This is a genomic window from Brucella sp. TWI432, from assembly GCF_039674445.1.
Taxonomy (GTDB): Bacteria; Pseudomonadota; Alphaproteobacteria; order Rhizobiales; family Rhizobiaceae; genus Brucella; species Brucella chromiisoli.
This window is the reverse complement of record NZ_JBDJNL010000001.1, coordinates 689,247-704,890: the sequence shown is the minus strand read 5'-3', so window position 1 is coordinate 704,890 and position 15,644 is coordinate 689,247. Positions and strand designations below refer to the sequence as shown.

The following is a 15,644-nucleotide window of genomic DNA, read 5'->3' as shown; positions in this document are numbered from 1 at the left end:
CTGCACCTTATGGGGTTCATCGATCATTACATTGCCGCCTATGGTGCTTTCGCCATCTTCGTGATTGTCTATTTTGAATCTTTTGGCGCACCGCTTCCCGGCGAAAGTGCCCTGATAGCCTGCTCGCTTCTGGCGTTGCATGGCACGCTGGATATCGAACATGTTTTGCTGGCCGTCTTCATTGGTGCAGTTTTAGGAGATTGCACCGGCTATCTGATCGGCCGCTATGGGGGGCGTGCATTGATATTGCGCTATGGATATCTGGTGAAGCTAACGCCTGAGAGGCTTGATCAATTCGAGAAACTTTTCGACACTAAGGGCATCTATGTGGTCGCGACCGCCCGTTTCGTTGTGCTGCTAAGACAGCTTAATGGCGTTGTTGCAGGTTCAATGAAGATGAAGCCACTGCATTTTATTGCCGCAAATGTTGTAGGCGCTGCGGGCTGGACACTCGTCTGGGGGCTTGGCCCGTATCTGCTCAGTGGTGTTCTGGCCCCTTATGCGCATCACCTCAAGAAACTATTTTTTTAGAAAAAGCGAAAATACGTTCGAGCGCATCCCGAAAAGTGTGAAACGGTTTTCGGACAAAGATGCACGTTAAAACAAAGAATTAGAGCACCGATCTGATCCGCTTAAAATAGACGTCCTGAAATGCTGTCAATAAAGCTGTTACTCAAATACAACAGCTAAAAAATATCCCTAGAAATTATATTTTTCTATTGAGGTGTTGCTTCGTCATTAAAACTTCATTGATCTGACATCTAATTGATATTGTTTGTTTTTTAACGCTCTCTATAAGCAGCTCCGTCACACCTCACTTACGGAGACTCTTATGAGGGTTAAGCATTTTCTCTGCGCTTCGGCTGCAGTATTTTCTTTCGCTTCCGTTGCCCAGGCTGCTGATGCGATTGTTGCACCAGAGCCAGAAGCTGTAGAATATGTTCGCGTTTGCGACGCTTACGGCGCGGGCTACTTCTACATTCCGGGCACAGAAACATGCCTTCGCATCCATGGCTATGTGCGTATGGACATCAAGGGCGGCGACAACGTATATGCCAAGAATATTGCAGGTCGTGACCGCGACACCTACGACATTCTGAGCCGTTTCTCGCTCCGCTTCTCGACCGCTTCGGAAACCGAACTGGGAACACTGAAGACCTATGCTGAAACGCGCTTCCAGTACCAGAATGGCGCTGATGCAGGTTCAACCGGCACTCTGCGTTACGGCTACATCCAGCTCGGCGGCCTCCGTGTGGGTCTGGATGAATCGGCATTCGTAACCTTCACCGGCTATCTTGGCGATGTCATCAACGACGACGTTATTCTGGCAGGCGGCACGCGCACCAACGCAATCAGTTACACTTTCAAGGGCGGCAACGGCTTTTCGGCCATCGTTGCGCTTGAACAGGGCGGCAATGGCGATTCCAATGGTTCCGTCACCATCGACGACTACACGCCACATGTTGTTGGTGGTCTGAAGCTCGCTCAGGATTGGGGTTCAATCGCTGGTGTTGCAGCTTACGACGCGCTCAATGAAAAGTGGATGGGCAAGGTTCGCCTCGACGTCAACGTCACTGACCAGTTCTCTATCTGGACACAGGGCGCTTACAAGTCGAACGACGACCACTATATTGCAGGCGTTCGTCAGATCGACAGCTTCTACGGCACTTGGGGCGGCGATTGGGCTGTCTGGGGTGGCGCAAAGTACAAGATCAACAAGAAAGCAGCCTTCAACATTCAGGCGGCTTACGAAGAAGCTGGTCGTTTTGCGGGTACTATGAATGTCGCCTACACGCTCGTGCCGGGCTTCACTGTAACGCCTGAAATCTCGTACACCAAGTGGAACGACAATCACTCCGTTCTGAAGGGCAAAGATGCCGTTCAGGGTATGGTTCGCTTCCAGCGTTCGTTCTAAGCCAACTGGCTTGAAAACAGGGGTCACTGCAATCGTGAGACCTCCAGTCAGATCGTAGTGACACAAACAGATAGCGGCTCAAACGAGCCGCTATTTTTTTGATAAAGTGCAGTTGATCTTATTCCGCGTCGAGCGGCTCGGTGCCTGCTGGCTCGCCATCGCGGCCAATGCGAATTTTCTCAACCTTGTCTTCCGCAGATTTGAGCAGCGTGTCGCAATGCTTTTTCAGCGCCTCACCGCGCTCGTAGATGCGGATAGACTCTTCCAGCGGCACATCGCCCCGCTCCAGAGCATCGACGATCTTCTCTAGCTGCTTCAAGGCATCCTCAAAGCTCATAACTGCAATGTCGGTGTTGGACGGTTCGATTACCATGGTTTATCCTTTCAACAGCCGCGTAATATGAGAAGACGCGGACTGCGACAAGCCCTCAAGATCATATCCACCTTCAAGCACACTCACCAGTCGGTGATTGCAGAACTTTTCTGCACGTTCCATGAGCTTGCCCGTCGCCCAATCGAAATCCGCCTCATCAAGATTGATCTCGGCAAGGGGATCGCGGAAATGCGCGTCGAAGCCAGCTGAAATAAGGATCAAATCTGGCCGGAAGTTGTCCAAAGCGGGCAATACACGACTATTAAATGCCTCGCGAAACTCGCGACTACCGGTATTGGGCGAAAGTGGCGCATTCACGATGTTGCCCACACCCACTTCATCTTTCCGGCCTGTGCCGGGAAAAAGCGGAAATTGATGCGTGGAGCAGAACAAAACGCTTGGATCGTCTTTGAAAATGTCCTGCGTGCCGTTGCCGTGATGTACGTCCCAGTCAACAATCGCGATCCGTTCCGCGCCATGTCTGCGCTGTGCATGGCGCGCCGCAATTGCCACATTGTTGAACAGGCAAAAGCCCATCGCGGTGGCTGTTTCCGCATGATGGCCCGGCGGGCGCGAGGCGACAAACACGTTATCGGCGTCGCCTAAGAATACGTCATCGACAGCAGCGGTGGCCGCACCAATTGCAGTTAAAGCGGCATCCCAGCTTTGAGGACTTGCATAGGTATCGCCTTCAATACGATGGATCGGCGGCGCCGCTTCACCATCAATGAGCGGCTCAGGAATTTGCGACTTTATGGCTTGCAGATAGCTTTCGGGATGCGCGAGCAGAATGGCATCTTCATGTGCTTTTGGCGCTTCCACACAATCGAGGCGATAAAATTCTTCGCCCTCCAGCTCGCTCATCAGTGCACGAATACGGTCTGGCCGCTCGGGATGTCCGGGCGGCACAAGATGCTCAAGATAGATCGGATGCCAGTAAAGCCGAGTTGTCATAGCGCCCCTGTAGCATCTTTCATCGACATATCTGTGTCAGATAATCTCTGTTCGTGCGATGTTGATACCAAAACCTTCGAGACCGACATAGTGACGCTCACGCGATGCCAGCAGCACAATGGATGTAATGCCGAGATCCTTGAGAATCTGCGCGCCGAGACCAATCTGACGCCACTCTTCTTCGCGCGCTACCGCTTCGGCATGCGCCTCGTGCTCACCGAGCAAAGCTTCACGCGCACGCGCATCGCGGTGATCGGCACGCACACCGACCGAACCTTCGCGCAGGTAGACCAGAACGCCGCGGCCTTCCTTGCCCATGCGCTTCATGATCTCATCAAGATTGTTACCGCTGCTGCCAAACACGTCATTGAGCACGTCTTCGCGGTGCAGACGCACCGGCACGTCTTCGCCATCACGAATATCACCAAACACAACCGCGACATGCTGCATCGGCTCCCATGGCAGCTCATAAGTATAAGCATGCGCCGGACCAGCACAGGTTTTGATCGCTGCATCGCCAATACGCTTCACCAACGTTTCTTTGCGCTGGCGATAGGCGATAAGGTCCGCAACCGTCACGCGATGCAGATTATGCTGTTCGGCAAAAGCCTTCACGTCAGGGCCGCGCATGACCGTGCCATTATCATTGATCAGCTCGCAGATCACGCCAATTGGGGGCAGGTTTGCAAGCTTGCAGAGATCAACAGCTGCTTCGGTATGACCGGAGCGCATCAACACACCGCCCTCGCGCGCAATCAGCGGGAAAATATGGCCGGGACGCACGAAGTCGGAAGCACCGGCATTCGGATTTGCCAGATTGCGCACAGTGAGCGTGCGATCTTCGGCAGAAATGCCGGTGGTGGTGCCGTGACGATAATCGACTGTGACTGTGAAAGCGGTCGTGTGGGCGGATTCGTTTTCTGCAACCATTGGTGCCAGATTGAGGCGCTTTGCTTCATCGCGCGTCATGGGCGTGCAGACGATCCCCGACGTATAGCGCACGATGAACGCCATTTTTTCCGGCGTACAGTGAACGGCAGCGACGATCAGATCGCCCTCGTTCTCACGTCCGTCATCATCCATGACCACAACGATTTCACCACGCTCGAAAGCGCGCAGCGCATCAACGACCTGTTTCTGATTATAGCTCATTTCAGCCTCAATGGTTGTACCACAGCTTCAGTCGAAAACCGGCCCTCAGTTTCTGAAACTGAACTTTCAATATGTTATACGCGTCCTGTCTGTCCACGATGTCGCAGATAATGATCGGCAATCGCACAGGCGACCATCGCTTCGCCAATCGGCACAGCACGAATACCCACGCACGGATCATGACGGCCCTTGGTCATAACGTCCACTTCCTTGCCCTCAGCATCAATGGACTTGCGCGGTGTGAGAATCGACGATGTTGGCTTGACTGCGAAGCGCGAAACGACAGGCGCACCCGTTGCGATGCCACCCAGCACACCACCGGCATGGTTGGACAGGAAAACCGGCTGCCCATCATTGCCAATACGCATTTCGTCGGCATTGTCTTCGCCGGTGAGACGTGCCGCCTCAAAACCATTGCCAATTTCAACGCCTTTCACAGCATTGATCGACATGAGATAGCTCGCAATATCCTGATCGAGTTTGCCGTAAATCGGCGCGCCGATACCCGCTGGAACGCCTTCTGCGACGATTTCGATGATCGCGCCGATCGAAGAGCCGTTCTTACGGATGCCATCCAGATAGTCTGCGAATACGTCAACGGAGCCCGCATCAGGCGTGAAGAATGGGTTGTTATCGACTTCGTTCCAGTCCCAGCGGGAGCGGTCAATGTCATGGACACCCATTGAGACCAGAGCACCACGCACCTGCAAGCCCGGAACGACTTTGCGCGCAATGGCACCGGCTGCAACGCGAGCTGCGGTTTCTCGTGCCGAAGAACGGCCACCACCGCGATAATCGCGAATGCCATATTTCACGTCATAGGCATAATCGGCGTGGCCCGGACGATACTGTTTAGCAATATCGCCATAATCCTTGGAACGCTGATCGGTGTTTTCGATCATCATCGAAATCGGCGTACCGGTCGTGGTCATGGTGACGCCGTCATCGCCCAAAAGCACGCCCGACAGCACGCGCACCTGATCGGGCTCGCGGCGCTGGGTCGTATATTTTGACTGTCCGGGCTTGCGCTTGTCGAGATAGGACTGAATTTCGGCTTCGGTAAAGGTAATGCCGGGAGGGCAACCATCCACCACGCAACCCAGTGCGATACCATGGCTCTCGCCCCAGGTTGTTACGCGAAACAGATGACCGAAACTGTTATGAGACATGAGCTGAGCCTGACTACGGAGCGCCTTTTCCGGCAAGATATGGGGCGGTTTTATTGGCCTTTTCCGTCACCGTCAAATTATAGCTCGCAATACCTCTGTCGAGATCGCAAAATTTCCTTCGGATCATCTCTATAAGGCATTCTTTTTGACACATTCCATGGGCTAAATTGCCCTCAGGAAACACATTGCGAACTCCCCATCGCGCAAACGCAAATCGTGTCGAATCAGTCACCGGCTGGCAGGCACACAGTTAAGGAGGATGACACCCATGCATTACCTAGTGGGACTGATCTTCATCATTGCCTCGGTCTTTTCAACCGTCGCCATGGCGGATGACGTTGAGGGCAAGATCACCGGCATCAACAAGGATCAGGAAACAATCACGCTTGATGACGGCAAAATCTATAAATTGCCCGGCGAGTTCGATTATTCCGTTATTTCCAAAGGTATGAAGGTTATCATCCTCTACGATGAAGCGGACGATACGCGCTTCATCACAGATATTCAGGAAGCCCCGTAAACGTCAGTTTACGGCAAGCACTTTTCCCGTGTCGTATTGGCGAACAAAATCGACACGGGTTCCATCCCAGTGATAGCTGTAATGCCGCCCCTGAACCGGAATTGTTATAACATTCGGCCAGAAAATGCCGATACATTGGCCACCACGCATCCGCACGCTTGGCCATAAAAGCCCATGACTTCCAAGTGCGCGCAGTTCCCTCCCCTCGACATGTGAAGCCGTATAATCAACAGGATCGAGCACGCCCGGCACGTTGCTCACATCGTCCAGTTCCCGCTCGACACTGCCAATCAGCACCCGAAAATCCGATGTCCATCCGGGTTCTTCATTGGTGGCACGCATGAATTCTTCATGATGATGAATGGTCTCAGCGACCGCCACCTCTTCACGATCAGCAGCATAATAAATTCCGTAGCTGCCATCACTAAAACGCCCCGGACGGTCTGCCGAGCAATGCACAAAGGGTGCCATCACATAGGTTGCACCCTGACCCGAAACGCGCCGGTCAGCCGGAACTTTACCGAGATCGCCTATCTCAAAACGAATACGCGGATTGGTTTTTGCCTCAACGGAGGCAAGTGCCTCCCAGTCACGGGGGTCAGCGATATCTTCAAACAAATCAATGGGCGGATGAATGGAGCGGATGATGCGAAAAGTTTGCGGCCAATGAACATGGCGTCTCCGAGCCAGTCCGCTTACCATGCGCCACGCTCCGCATTCAGCCACTCGCGAAGGGTTGCCAAATCAGAAATTTCACCGCGCAGCATCAAGTCAAGCGCCGATAAACCACCGAAAGCGGCGTTGGATTTTCTGATCCATGCATAACCGCGCGCAGTATCGCGGAACAGATAGCGCAAGCCCTTATGAATACCCATCAAATGCGCCATACGCATCCGCAAATCCCGGTCGATGCGACCTATGCTGCCTTCTTTCCAGCGCGCCCAAGTGCGCGGCGACATATCGCCCAAAAGCGTGCAGGCTTCGCTATCCGAGAGCTTCCAAGCCTTGAACAAATTGACCGTTGTGCGGGCCAATGCGCTCGCTTCTTCGTCGGTTATTGTCGCCGTAAACCCACTCGCAGGCGTTATGCTGATTGGGTGAAGCTCCATCGCGCAATCTCCTTATGGCAAAAATATAACACACTCATGCCAAATGGCAAATTGATCGCAAGGCTCGTCGCCGCAAGCTAGACATTCAAAGGCGAGTCTGGTTGTTTCGACAAACAGGGGCAGCGTGGGAAAAATCATTCTGATCGGCCCGAATATTGCGTTACGGAGCGGGTTTTGATGGATGATCCGATAAAGTCACTCGACAGGCCAGGCAATCGATCCGCGCAAGCGCGATATGTTTTCTTTGCTGCCATCACCGGCATACTCACTGGCACCGTCGGATCTTACTTTCATCTGATCATCGACACATTGATGACATGGCCACAGAAAGTCGGTGTGTATTTCAGTGGCGCTCCACTCGTGATCATTGCCGCATTGATAACCATGTGCTGCACGGTTTTTGCTGCCTTCATAACACGGCGTTTCGCACCTGAAGCAGGTGGCAGCGGCGTGCAGGAAATAGAAGGCGCGATGGAGGGGCTGCGTGACGTGCGCTGGCGGCGCGTTTTGCCGGTCAAATTTCTGATGGGTGTTACCTCGATTTCATCCGGGCTGGTGCTTGGTCGCGAAGGACCAACCATCCATATCGGTGCTTCGCTTGGTGCGGCGATTACCGACTTTTTCAAAGTCAGTGAAACAGAAAAACGTGGCATTCTGGCGGCCGGTGCCGCAGCCGGTCTTGCCTGCGCTTTCAATGCGCCGCTGGCCGCTATCCTTTTCATTGTCGAGGAAACACACAAGCAGTTTCCCTACACATTCCGCACCTATATGGGCATCATCGCAGCCGCTTTGCTTGCAACCGTCATGACACAGATCATCGGCGGCACGGCACCAGACATGTCAATGCCGGATGTTCAGGCATCGCTGGAGTTGCTGCCGGCTTTCGTCGCGCTTGGCTGCATCTTGGCCGTTGTCGGCGTGGCGCTGAATGGCGGCATCATGTGGGCTGTGGAGTTTGCAGCCGCAATGCACAAACGCGTACCCTATCTTTATCCGGCGCTCATCGGGCTGAGTGTGGGGGCATTGTTTGTTCTCCTGCCCTATTCGGTAACAGGCGGTGAACACATCATCATGGAGCTTGCGCATCAGAAGACCGGGCTGATGCTTTTGCTGGCATTGGCGTTTATTCGCTATTTTACCATGGTTGGCAGCTATTCAAGCGGTGTGCCGGGCGGAATTTTTGCGCCTATGCTCACCCTTGCCACCTGTGTCGGGCTGGCATTCGCCGGTGTGATCGATCTTGTAATTCCGCAGGGCGGCACAGTGCCGCTGGCCTTTGCCATCGCCGCCATGGGCGGTCTGTTCACTGCATCGGTGCGCGCGCCTGTCGTCGGCGTTGCACTGACCCTTGAACTGACCGGCGCTTATGGCATGACCATGCCGTTGATTGCGACCTGTCTTACGGCCAATCTGATCGCGCAGTGGATTGGCGGGAAACCGATCTACGAACAATTGCTTGACCGCACATTGGCACAGGCGGGTATTCAGCGAAAAGAAAAATCCAGCGAATCACGTACCGGACTGGCCTGAAAAGGCCAGTCTTTATATCCACGCCAGCTTACCACTTTCAAACTTCAGGATTTTGTCCTGCGGAATTGAGAGATTGGCAGCGGCGTGACCATCCATATCGCCATAAAGATAAAACAGTGTGCGCATGCAACCGCCATGCGTCACGCAGACGGTTGGCCATTCAACCGCTTCAACCCAGCGACCAATGCGCTGCGACAGCCGCATATAGCTTTCAGCGGCTTCACCGGGCGGGATAAAATTCCACTTGTCGCGCGCGCGTGCCTGCACGAGATCTTCGCGCTCTTTGGCAATGTCTTCTATCATGAAGCCCTGCCAGTCTCCGAAATTGACTTCCATAAGCTGCGGATCGGTCCGGAAATCATAAGGGTCGAGGTCCATGCGCGAACGAATGCGCTCCATGGTCTCGCGGGTTCGGCGCAATGGGCTTGCAACGAAATCATAACCAGCGCCATCACCGATCAGTGATTTCAGCATATCGCCGTTCCGATCGACCTGCGTGCGACCATGGGCATTGATGTCGATATCAAGCTGCCCCTGAATGCGCTGCGAGACATTCCAGTCGGTTTCACCGTGCCGCGAAAAGTAGATGATCTCCCGAGCCAAAGCCTTACCTCAATTACCCATAAGCTTATTCTGCATAACCTTACCGCGACCGGCAAGACAAAGAAAATCCCGAAAAGTCGGTCGACTTTTCGGGATTTTGTATTTTCAGCCTCAGTCCTTGACGACCGAGATGTCCGGCGCATCGACCGCCTTCATGCCAATCACATGATAGCCGCTGTCGGCGTGATGAACTTCACCCGTAACCGAACGTGACAGATCGGAGAGGAAGTAGAGGCCAACATCGCCCACTTCATCAATCGTAACCGTGCGGCGCAGCGGCGCGTTATATTCATTCCACTTGAGAATGTAGCGGAAGTCACCAATGCCGGATGCAGCCAGCGTCTTGATCGGGCCTGCCGAAATCGCGTTGACGCGAATGTTCTGCGGTCCAAGATCAACAGCCAGATATTTGACACTTGCTTCAAGAGCTGCCTTTGCAACGCCCATGACGTTGTAGTTCGGCATAACTTTTTCTGCGCCATAATAGGTCAGTGTCAAAATCGAACCGCCATCGGCCATCAGCTTTTCCGCACGCCGCGAAATCGCAGTCAGCGAATAAACCGAAATCAACATGGTGTTCTGGAAATTGGCCTCTGACGTGTCGACGTAACGACCAGTCAGTTCATCCTTATCGGAGAAACCAATCGCGTGAACAACGAAATCGATCTTGCCCCACTTCTGTTCCAGCGCTTCAAAAACAGCATCAATGCTTGCACCGTCAGCGACATCGCAATGACCCGCAATAAAAGCGTCCAGTTCTTCGGCCAGCGGCTCGACGCGCTTCTTCAGCGCATCACCCTGATAGGTGAATGCGAGTTCAGCACCAGCTTCACGAGCAGCCTTGGCAATCCCCCAGGCGATGGAACGGTTGTTGGCTACGCCCAGAATCAATCCGCGCTTGCCCTGCAACAAACCTGACTTTGCGGTCATTAAGGGTCCTCATAGAATATAATCAACTAGATGCCCTATCGCACAGCATTGCACAGGCTTCAAGCAATTGCGCATAAAAAGCCGGGTATTATAAAATGCAAGCGGCGGATCGCCGCCCAGTGCAGCGATCCGGTTACAGTTGAGCGAGGGCACAGTTCTTTAGTCGCCCTTACGTTTCTTGAGAAACTCTTCCAGCGCAGCATCGCCGCCTTCCGGCAGCATGATGCGGACGTGAACGTAAAGATCGCCATGACCGCCAGCTTTTAACGGCAGGCCTTTGCCTTTGAGACGCAGAACCTTATCGGAACTCGACCATGCAGGCACTTTAACGGCAATACGACCGCTTAGCGTTTCCACTTCCGCCTTGCCACCAAGGGCGGCATCCGCAAGATCCACCGGCAGGTCTACATGCACATCACGGCCTTCAAGCCTGAAGCGCGAACTGGGCTTGAAGTGAATCGTTACCAGAGCGTCACCGGGGGTGCCGCCCATGATGGGCTCACCTTGCCCTTTGAGCCGGATAGTCTGTCCGTCTTCGACATATTGCGGCAGCTTGATCTTGAGGTGTTTGCCATTGGGGAAGACAGCCTCGACCTTTTCCGCACCCACAGCCTGCGACAGCGAAATCTGGATGGATGCCGAAAGATCACTGCCCTTAACTGGCCCGCGCTGGCGCGCACCACCGCGACCGGCACCAAAACCACCGCCGAACAGATCGTTCAAGATATCTTCTGCACCGCCGAAACCACCCTGCGCTCCACCGCCGGCACCACGGAAATCAAAATTGCCAGCACCACCGCGCTGGCGGAAACCGGCGAACGGATCGCCGCCCGCACCAAATCCGCCCTGACCGCTAAAGCCCTGAAAGGCCTGCTTGCCTTCCGCATCAATTTCACCACGGTCAAACTGGCCGCGCTTGTCCTTGTCGCCGACAATTTCATAAGCCTGATTAATTTCCGCAAAGCGCTCCTGCGCCTTCGGGTCATCCTGATTCTGATCAGGATGGTATTTCTTGGCCAGCTTGCGGAAGGCCGATTTTATTTCTTCGGGCTTCGCCGTTTTGGCGACGCCCAACACGCTATAGGGATCGCGCATATATAATCCTCATTCAGGAAAAGTGACTGAATATTCAGCCGTTAGACTCGTTGCACTTAATATGCGCACGAAGTCGGAAAAGTTCCAGAGCTATAGCGTACCGATTCTCAAAAAGCTTATAATGGTGCAAAAGATGTCAGGGTCCACTGACCCCCGCGCTCCATACAGGTCTCTCCGCGATAAATAGAGACTCCATCGAAAGCCTCGCGAGAGGTTTCAAACTGACGACACAACGTGTCATTCACCTTGGTTTCGCCAACCGTCGTAATCATGCCCTGACTGCCGGTATCGTGATTTACCCAAGGCACAGGCTTTTTGCCCCATTGTGAAAAATTAAGGGCCGAAACAATCCCCTTGATTGTCGACTGGTCGGAGAGTTTGCCAGTATCCGTTTCATCCTTGTGCGGTGTTTTTATAGACCCCGTGATCGTTGAAGAATCGGGAACGGCTTTTTCGATGCTGAAGCCACCCATTGCACAGCCTGCCAAAGACAAAACAACCATAGCGAGAGCCGCATGGCGAATGATTCCCATGCCAGAAAAAGCAGAATCGTCACGTAGTTTTCGGCGGACGGATCGAGCGGCCAAAGGTCTTCCCTTAAATACATCCTAAAGATGTGATGAATATGGGGGATGTTGAGTTAACAAGCGGTTTGCGATCAAGGTAAACAAATCGATATCGAAGGACAACGCCCAAAATCTTACCAAGAATATCTTTAACGGTTCAAAGCCATGGACAAAATGCGCATTATGGAAGAAGTTCGCTTCCGAGATTTTAAAAACACCTGAAATGGCCGGAAAATGACAGACACAAGCGACGATTTCACCCTCAGCTCCGAACCGTTCCGGCTTTTTGGCGCGTGGCTCAATGACGCCACCAAAACCGAACTGAACGACCCCAACGCCGTTGCACTCGCCACCGTAGACCCGGACGGCCTGCCAAATGTGCGCATGGTTCTGCTCAAGGATTTCGATGAGCAAGGGTTTGTCTTCTACACCAATTACGAAAGCGCCAAGGGGCAGGAAATTCTCTCTGCTGAAAAAGCCGCGATGTGCTTTCACTGGAAGTCGTTGCGCCGTCAGGTGCGGGTGCGCGGCCCCGTTGAAAAGGTCAGTGACGCGGAAGCCGATGCCTATTATGCATCACGGCCGCGTGGCAGCCGTATCGGCGCATGGGCATCAAAGCAGTCACGTCCGCTCGAAAGTCGCTTCGCGCTCGAAAAGGCAGTTGCCGAATACACAGCGCGTTTTGCCATTGGCGAGATCCCGCGTCCGAAACATTGGTCCGGCTTTCGTATTCGTCCGCAGTCCATCGAATTCTGGCATGACCGGCCATTCCGCCTGCATGACCGCGTTTTGTTTACACGATCTGCACCGGGGGATGACTGGAACAAAGACAGGCTTTATCCGTAAATATCTCACGAAAAAGGCCACCGAAGCGGTGGCCTTTTTCGTTTTAAACCAGCGGCTTCACCGCCACCCACAGGCTCCCAAGCACAAGGCCGAGGAAAATCAGCAGTCCGACAAAATTATTCGACCGGAACAGTTTCAGACACTGATCCGGATTATCAATATCAAGAACCGTGATCTGCCGATATAAATGTGCGCCCGCGGCAAGTAGACCCGCGAGTGCCGGCATCGGAACCTGAGCGACCGCAAAAGCTGCTGCAAAAAAACCGATTGCGCCACCATAGAGCACCATAAGTGCCGTCTTTGTATGTTTGCCAAACAGGCGCGCAGTAGAGCCAACGCCCACCAGTGCATCGTCTTCCTTATCCTGATGCGCATAGATCGTGTCGTAACCGATCGTCCACAGGATTGCGCCAATGTAAAGCAACACTGGCGGCAGTGCGAGCGAGCCTTGTACCGCAGCCCACCCCATCAGAGCGCCCCACGAAAATGCCAGCCCCAGCACGAGCTGCGGCCAGTTTGTGAAGCGTTTCATGAATGGATAAGCGGCAACAATCAGAAGCGAGCCAAGGCCAAGGCCAATCGTGAACCAGTTGAATTGCAATACGACAACGAGGCCCAGCAAGGCCTGGAGGATGAGAAATATCTTGGCTTGACTACGCGTCACCTGGCCTGATGGCAATGGACGTGATCGCGTGCGATCAACCTTTTCATCAATATCCTGATCGACCAGATCATTATAGGTGCAACCTGCACCGCGCATGGCAATCGCGCCAATCAGAAAGAGCAGCAAATACCAGAAAGAAGGCATCATCGACCATGCACCATCGCCCGGCAGTGCACCTGCACCGGCCACGAGTGCCGCCGACCACCAGCATGGCCAAAGCAGAAGCTGCCAGCCAATCGGGCGGTCCCAGCGTGCAAGCTGCGCATAAGGCCAAAGCGAAGACGGAAGCACGCGATAAACCCAATGGCCCGATGGCGCATCTTTGACACGCCCGCGGTTTTCGCGCGACTGGACATCCGAACTCGGTCCGCTGGTGGGTTTTGACTGCTGCATGATTGCCTGCTTTCTAGAAACTGCCACGGCTCTGTCCGCTTTTTACTCAAAAATTGCGGCACTGCCCTTGCCCGCGCGCGCGATGGGCAATACAGACCCGTATCAATAAACACTTACTTATCTCACGCGCAGGGAGCAAGGCATGAAAGTTCTGTTGATCGGTTCCGGTGGCCGCGAGCACGCATTGGCATGGAAACTGGCGGCTTCCAAAAAGCTGACAAAGCTCTATTGTGCGCCCGGCAATCCCGGCATCGCCGAATTTGCAGAATGCGTGACACTCGACGTGACTGATCACAAGGCAGTCATTGCTTTTGCCAAGGATAAGGCCATTGATCTGGTTGTCGTTGGCCCGGAAGCACCGCTTGTTGCAGGTCTTGCCGACGATCTTCGCGCTGAAAATATCCGCGTCTTTGGTCCGTCAAAAGATGCAGCGCAGCTTGAAGGTTCCAAAGGCTTTACCAAGGATCTCTGCGCGCGCTTTGATATTCCGACCGGCGCTTATGGCCGCTTCAACAATGCGCCGAAAGCCAAAGCCTATATCCGTGAAATGGGCGCCCCTATCGTGGTCAAGGCCGATGGACTTGCCGCCGGAAAAGGCGTCATTGTCGCCATGACGCTTGAGGAGGCGCTGGATGCGGTCGATATGTGCTTTGAGGGTGCATTTGGCGCAGCAGGTGCCGAAGTGGTGGTCGAAGAATTCCTCGATGGAGAAGAAGCAAGTTTCTTCTGCATTTGCGACGGTAAAACTGCATTGCCGCTTGGTTCCGCGCAGGATCACAAGCGCGTCGGCGATGGTGATACGGGCGTCAATACCGGCGGCATGGGGGCTTATGCACCTGCCCCGGTTATGACGCCGGAAATTGTCGAACGCACCATGCGGGAATTGATTGAACCCACGATGCGCGGCATGGCTGAAATTGGTGCGCCGTTCTCGGGCATCCTTTTTGCGGGGCTGATGATTGGTAAGGATGGCCCAAAGCTTATCGAATACAATACCCGTTTCGGCGACCCTGAATGTCAGGTGCTGATGATGCGCCTTGAAAGCGATCTTCTGGACATCATCAATGCAGCCGTCGATGGCAAGCTCGATAAAGTCACGCTCGACTGGAAAAATGATCCGGCGCTGACCATCGTTATGGCCGCGGAAGGCTATCCAGCCTCGCCGCAAAAAGGCAGCCGAATCCGTGGCCTTGAAACACTCACCGATGTTGAAGGCCTCAAGGTTTTCCACGCTGGCACGGCAGCAAAAGACGGCCAAATTATCGCCAATGGCGGCCGTGTACTCAACATTACGGCAATTGCTGAAACCGTTGCGAAGGCGCAAAGTAAAGCTTATGACGCTGTAAAACAGATCGACTGGCCGCAAGGATTTTACCGCTCCGACATCGGCTGGCGGGCTGTGGAACGGGAGCGCTCAGGCAAGTAATTCAGGCTATATGTCTGCTTTCATAAGATATAAGCGCCGTTGCAGGTCGATAACCAGCGCATTTTTAGCATAAGTGCGAAGCGGATTAGCGCGCGATCATGCGTGAAAACAAACAGATAGAGCATTTCCCATGTTTCAATGAAAACAGGAAATGCTTTAGCGAGCCCGATCAGTCGCAACTTCCAGATTGCTGTTTGAAAATGTGGGAGAAGCGACTTATATCAGCATCGGCGAACATTCCCATATTCTGAAAAAAGCCGGAGAGACGTTTGTTAGATTCAAGATTGTTTTGATTTTCGCCCTGCATCATCGCTTTAGTCTTTCATAAATAAGACATCAAACAATAAACCGGCAATATTTTGTTCAACAATATTCTGATCGCAACAATTTATAGTTCCG

Annotated in this window: 17 protein-coding genes; 6 read left to right on the top strand and 11 right to left on the bottom strand. The window is 53.5% G+C overall.

The features are described from left to right. Positions 1-9: 9 nt before the first annotated feature. Positions 10-531: a DedA family protein gene (locus ABE527_RS03475; protein ID WP_396996517.1), complete on the top strand. Its 522-nt coding sequence runs from the start codon at positions 10-12 to the stop codon at positions 529-531. Between the two features lie 301 nt (positions 532-832). Beyond that, positions 833-1,915: a porin gene (locus ABE527_RS03470; RefSeq protein ID WP_396996519.1), complete on the top strand. Its 1,083-nt coding sequence runs from the start codon at positions 833-835 to the stop codon at positions 1,913-1,915. Between the two features lie 118 nt (positions 1,916-2,033). Here ABE527_RS03470 and ABE527_RS03465 read toward each other — a convergent pair whose 3' ends face one another. The 4 genes from ABE527_RS03465 to aroC form a co-directional block, all read right to left on the bottom strand. Further along, positions 2,034-2,288, bottom strand: coding sequence for an exodeoxyribonuclease VII small subunit (locus ABE527_RS03465; RefSeq protein WP_499696139.1), 255 nt, complete (start codon positions 2,286-2,288; stop codon positions 2,034-2,036). 3 nt (positions 2,289-2,291) lie between these two features. Continuing rightward, positions 2,292-3,242 carry a histone deacetylase family protein gene (locus tag ABE527_RS03460; RefSeq protein ID WP_499696138.1) on the bottom strand — a complete coding sequence of 317 codons (951 nt, stop codon included), beginning with the start codon at positions 3,240-3,242 and terminating at the stop codon, positions 2,292-2,294. Positions 3,243-3,278: 36 nt separating this feature from the next. Beyond that, a complete protein-coding gene (gene ribB, locus ABE527_RS03455; protein ID WP_499696137.1) occupies positions 3,279-4,394 on the bottom strand; it encodes a 3,4-dihydroxy-2-butanone-4-phosphate synthase in 1,116 nt (371 codons plus the stop codon). Positions 4,395-4,468: 74 nt separating this feature from the next. Then, the gene (aroC, locus tag ABE527_RS03450) at positions 4,469-5,563 is read right to left on the bottom strand and encodes a chorismate synthase (protein WP_265983064.1); all 1,095 of its coding nucleotides are present in this window, start codon (positions 5,561-5,563) and stop codon (positions 4,469-4,471) included. 268 nt (positions 5,564-5,831) lie between these two features. Between aroC and ABE527_RS03445 the strand changes: the two genes are divergently transcribed. After that, positions 5,832-6,083, top strand: coding sequence for a DUF1344 domain-containing protein (locus tag ABE527_RS03445; protein ID WP_265983063.1), 252 nt, complete (start codon positions 5,832-5,834; stop codon positions 6,081-6,083). Positions 6,084-6,086: 3 nt separating this feature from the next. On the opposite strand, the gene ABE527_RS03440 is transcribed toward ABE527_RS03445, so the two are convergent. Both ABE527_RS03440 and ABE527_RS03435 read right to left on the bottom strand, forming a co-directional pair. After that, positions 6,087-6,785, bottom strand: coding sequence for an RES family NAD+ phosphorylase (locus ABE527_RS03440; RefSeq protein WP_499696136.1), 699 nt, complete (start codon positions 6,783-6,785; stop codon positions 6,087-6,089). Next, positions 6,779-7,192, bottom strand: a complete 414-nt coding sequence (locus tag ABE527_RS03435) for an MbcA/ParS/Xre antitoxin family protein (protein ID WP_265983061.1) — start codon at positions 7,190-7,192, stop codon at positions 6,779-6,781. The genes ABE527_RS03440 and ABE527_RS03435 overlap by 7 nt, the downstream gene beginning before the upstream one ends. A gap of 177 nt (positions 7,193-7,369) precedes the next feature. On the opposite strand from ABE527_RS03435, the gene clcA reads away from it, so the two are divergent. Next, positions 7,370-8,722, top strand: coding sequence for a H(+)/Cl(-) exchange transporter ClcA (gene clcA, locus ABE527_RS03430; RefSeq protein ID WP_499693478.1), 1,353 nt, complete (start codon positions 7,370-7,372; stop codon positions 8,720-8,722). A gap of 12 nt (positions 8,723-8,734) precedes the next feature. On the opposite strand, the gene ABE527_RS03425 is transcribed toward clcA, so the two are convergent. From ABE527_RS03425 to ABE527_RS03410, 4 genes are all read right to left on the bottom strand, one after another. Next, the gene (locus tag ABE527_RS03425; protein ID WP_499696135.1) at positions 8,735-9,325 is read right to left on the bottom strand and encodes a histidine phosphatase family protein; all 591 of its coding nucleotides are present in this window, start codon (positions 9,323-9,325) and stop codon (positions 8,735-8,737) included. A gap of 111 nt (positions 9,326-9,436) precedes the next feature. Beyond that, positions 9,437-10,255: an enoyl-ACP reductase FabI gene (fabI, locus tag ABE527_RS03420; protein WP_265983058.1), complete on the bottom strand. Its 819-nt coding sequence runs from the start codon at positions 10,253-10,255 to the stop codon at positions 9,437-9,439. Positions 10,256-10,414: 159 nt separating this feature from the next. Continuing rightward, complete coding sequence (locus ABE527_RS03415) at positions 10,415-11,350, bottom strand: DnaJ C-terminal domain-containing protein (protein WP_265983057.1); 936 nt, start codon at positions 11,348-11,350, stop codon at positions 10,415-10,417. A gap of 116 nt (positions 11,351-11,466) precedes the next feature. Continuing rightward, positions 11,467-11,937 carry an RT0821/Lpp0805 family surface protein gene (locus ABE527_RS03410; RefSeq protein ID WP_396996526.1) on the bottom strand — a complete coding sequence of 157 codons (471 nt, stop codon included), beginning with the start codon at positions 11,935-11,937 and terminating at the stop codon, positions 11,467-11,469. Positions 11,938-12,150: 213 nt separating this feature from the next. Here ABE527_RS03410 and pdxH point away from each other — a divergent pair, with 213 nt between their 5' ends. After that, the gene (gene pdxH, locus ABE527_RS03405; protein WP_265983056.1) at positions 12,151-12,762 is read left to right on the top strand and encodes a pyridoxamine 5'-phosphate oxidase; all 612 of its coding nucleotides are present in this window, start codon (positions 12,151-12,153) and stop codon (positions 12,760-12,762) included. 43 nt (positions 12,763-12,805) lie between these two features. On the opposite strand, the gene ubiA is transcribed toward pdxH, so the two are convergent. Beyond that, positions 12,806-13,819 (bottom strand): 4-hydroxybenzoate octaprenyltransferase, encoded by a 1,014-nt coding sequence (ubiA, locus tag ABE527_RS03400; protein WP_499696322.1) that lies wholly within the window; start codon positions 13,817-13,819, stop codon positions 12,806-12,808. A gap of 142 nt (positions 13,820-13,961) precedes the next feature. Between ubiA and purD the strand changes: the two genes are divergently transcribed. Beyond that, the gene (gene purD / locus ABE527_RS03395; RefSeq protein ID WP_499696134.1) at positions 13,962-15,245 is read left to right on the top strand and encodes a phosphoribosylamine--glycine ligase; all 1,284 of its coding nucleotides are present in this window, start codon (positions 13,962-13,964) and stop codon (positions 15,243-15,245) included. Positions 15,246-15,644 lie beyond the last annotated feature (399 nt).

What these genes read in the sequence shown, in the direction of transcription:
- ABE527_RS03475 (WP_396996517.1), top strand. Translation starts at nt 10, where the DNA reads ATGGGGTTCATCGATCATTACATTGCCGCCTATGGTGCTTTCGCCATC.
- ABE527_RS03470 (WP_396996519.1), top strand. Translation starts at nt 833, where the DNA reads ATGAGGGTTAAGCATTTTCTCTGCGCTTCGGCTGCAGTATTTTCTTTC.
- ABE527_RS03465 (WP_499696139.1), bottom strand. Translation starts at nt 2,288, where the DNA reads ATGGTAATCGAACCGTCCAACACCGACATTGCAGTTATGAGCTTTGAG.
- ABE527_RS03460 (WP_499696138.1), bottom strand. Translation starts at nt 3,242, where the DNA reads ATGACAACTCGGCTTTACTGGCATCCGATCTATCTTGAGCATCTTGTG.
- ribB (WP_499696137.1), bottom strand. Translation starts at nt 4,394, where the DNA reads ATGAGCTATAATCAGAAACAGGTCGTTGATGCGCTGCGCGCTTTCGAG.
- aroC (WP_265983064.1), bottom strand. Translation starts at nt 5,563, where the DNA reads ATGTCTCATAACAGTTTCGGTCATCTGTTTCGCGTAACAACCTGGGGC.
- ABE527_RS03445 (WP_265983063.1), top strand. Translation starts at nt 5,832, where the DNA reads ATGCATTACCTAGTGGGACTGATCTTCATCATTGCCTCGGTCTTTTCA.
- ABE527_RS03440 (WP_499696136.1), bottom strand. Translation starts at nt 6,785, where the DNA reads ATGGTAAGCGGACTGGCTCGGAGACGCCATGTTCATTGGCCGCAAACT.
- ABE527_RS03435 (WP_265983061.1), bottom strand. Translation starts at nt 7,192, where the DNA reads ATGGAGCTTCACCCAATCAGCATAACGCCTGCGAGTGGGTTTACGGCG.
- clcA (WP_499693478.1), top strand. Translation starts at nt 7,370, where the DNA reads ATGGATGATCCGATAAAGTCACTCGACAGGCCAGGCAATCGATCCGCG.
- fabI (WP_265983058.1), bottom strand. Translation starts at nt 10,255, where the DNA reads ATGACCGCAAAGTCAGGTTTGTTGCAGGGCAAGCGCGGATTGATTCTG.
- ABE527_RS03415 (WP_265983057.1), bottom strand. Translation starts at nt 11,350, where the DNA reads ATGCGCGATCCCTATAGCGTGTTGGGCGTCGCCAAAACGGCGAAGCCC.
- pdxH (WP_265983056.1), top strand. Translation starts at nt 12,151, where the DNA reads ATGACAGACACAAGCGACGATTTCACCCTCAGCTCCGAACCGTTCCGG.
- ubiA (WP_499696322.1), bottom strand. Translation starts at nt 13,819, where the DNA reads ATGCAGCAGTCAAAACCCACCAGCGGACCGAGTTCGGATGTCCAGTCG.
- purD (WP_499696134.1), top strand. Translation starts at nt 13,962, where the DNA reads ATGAAAGTTCTGTTGATCGGTTCCGGTGGCCGCGAGCACGCATTGGCA.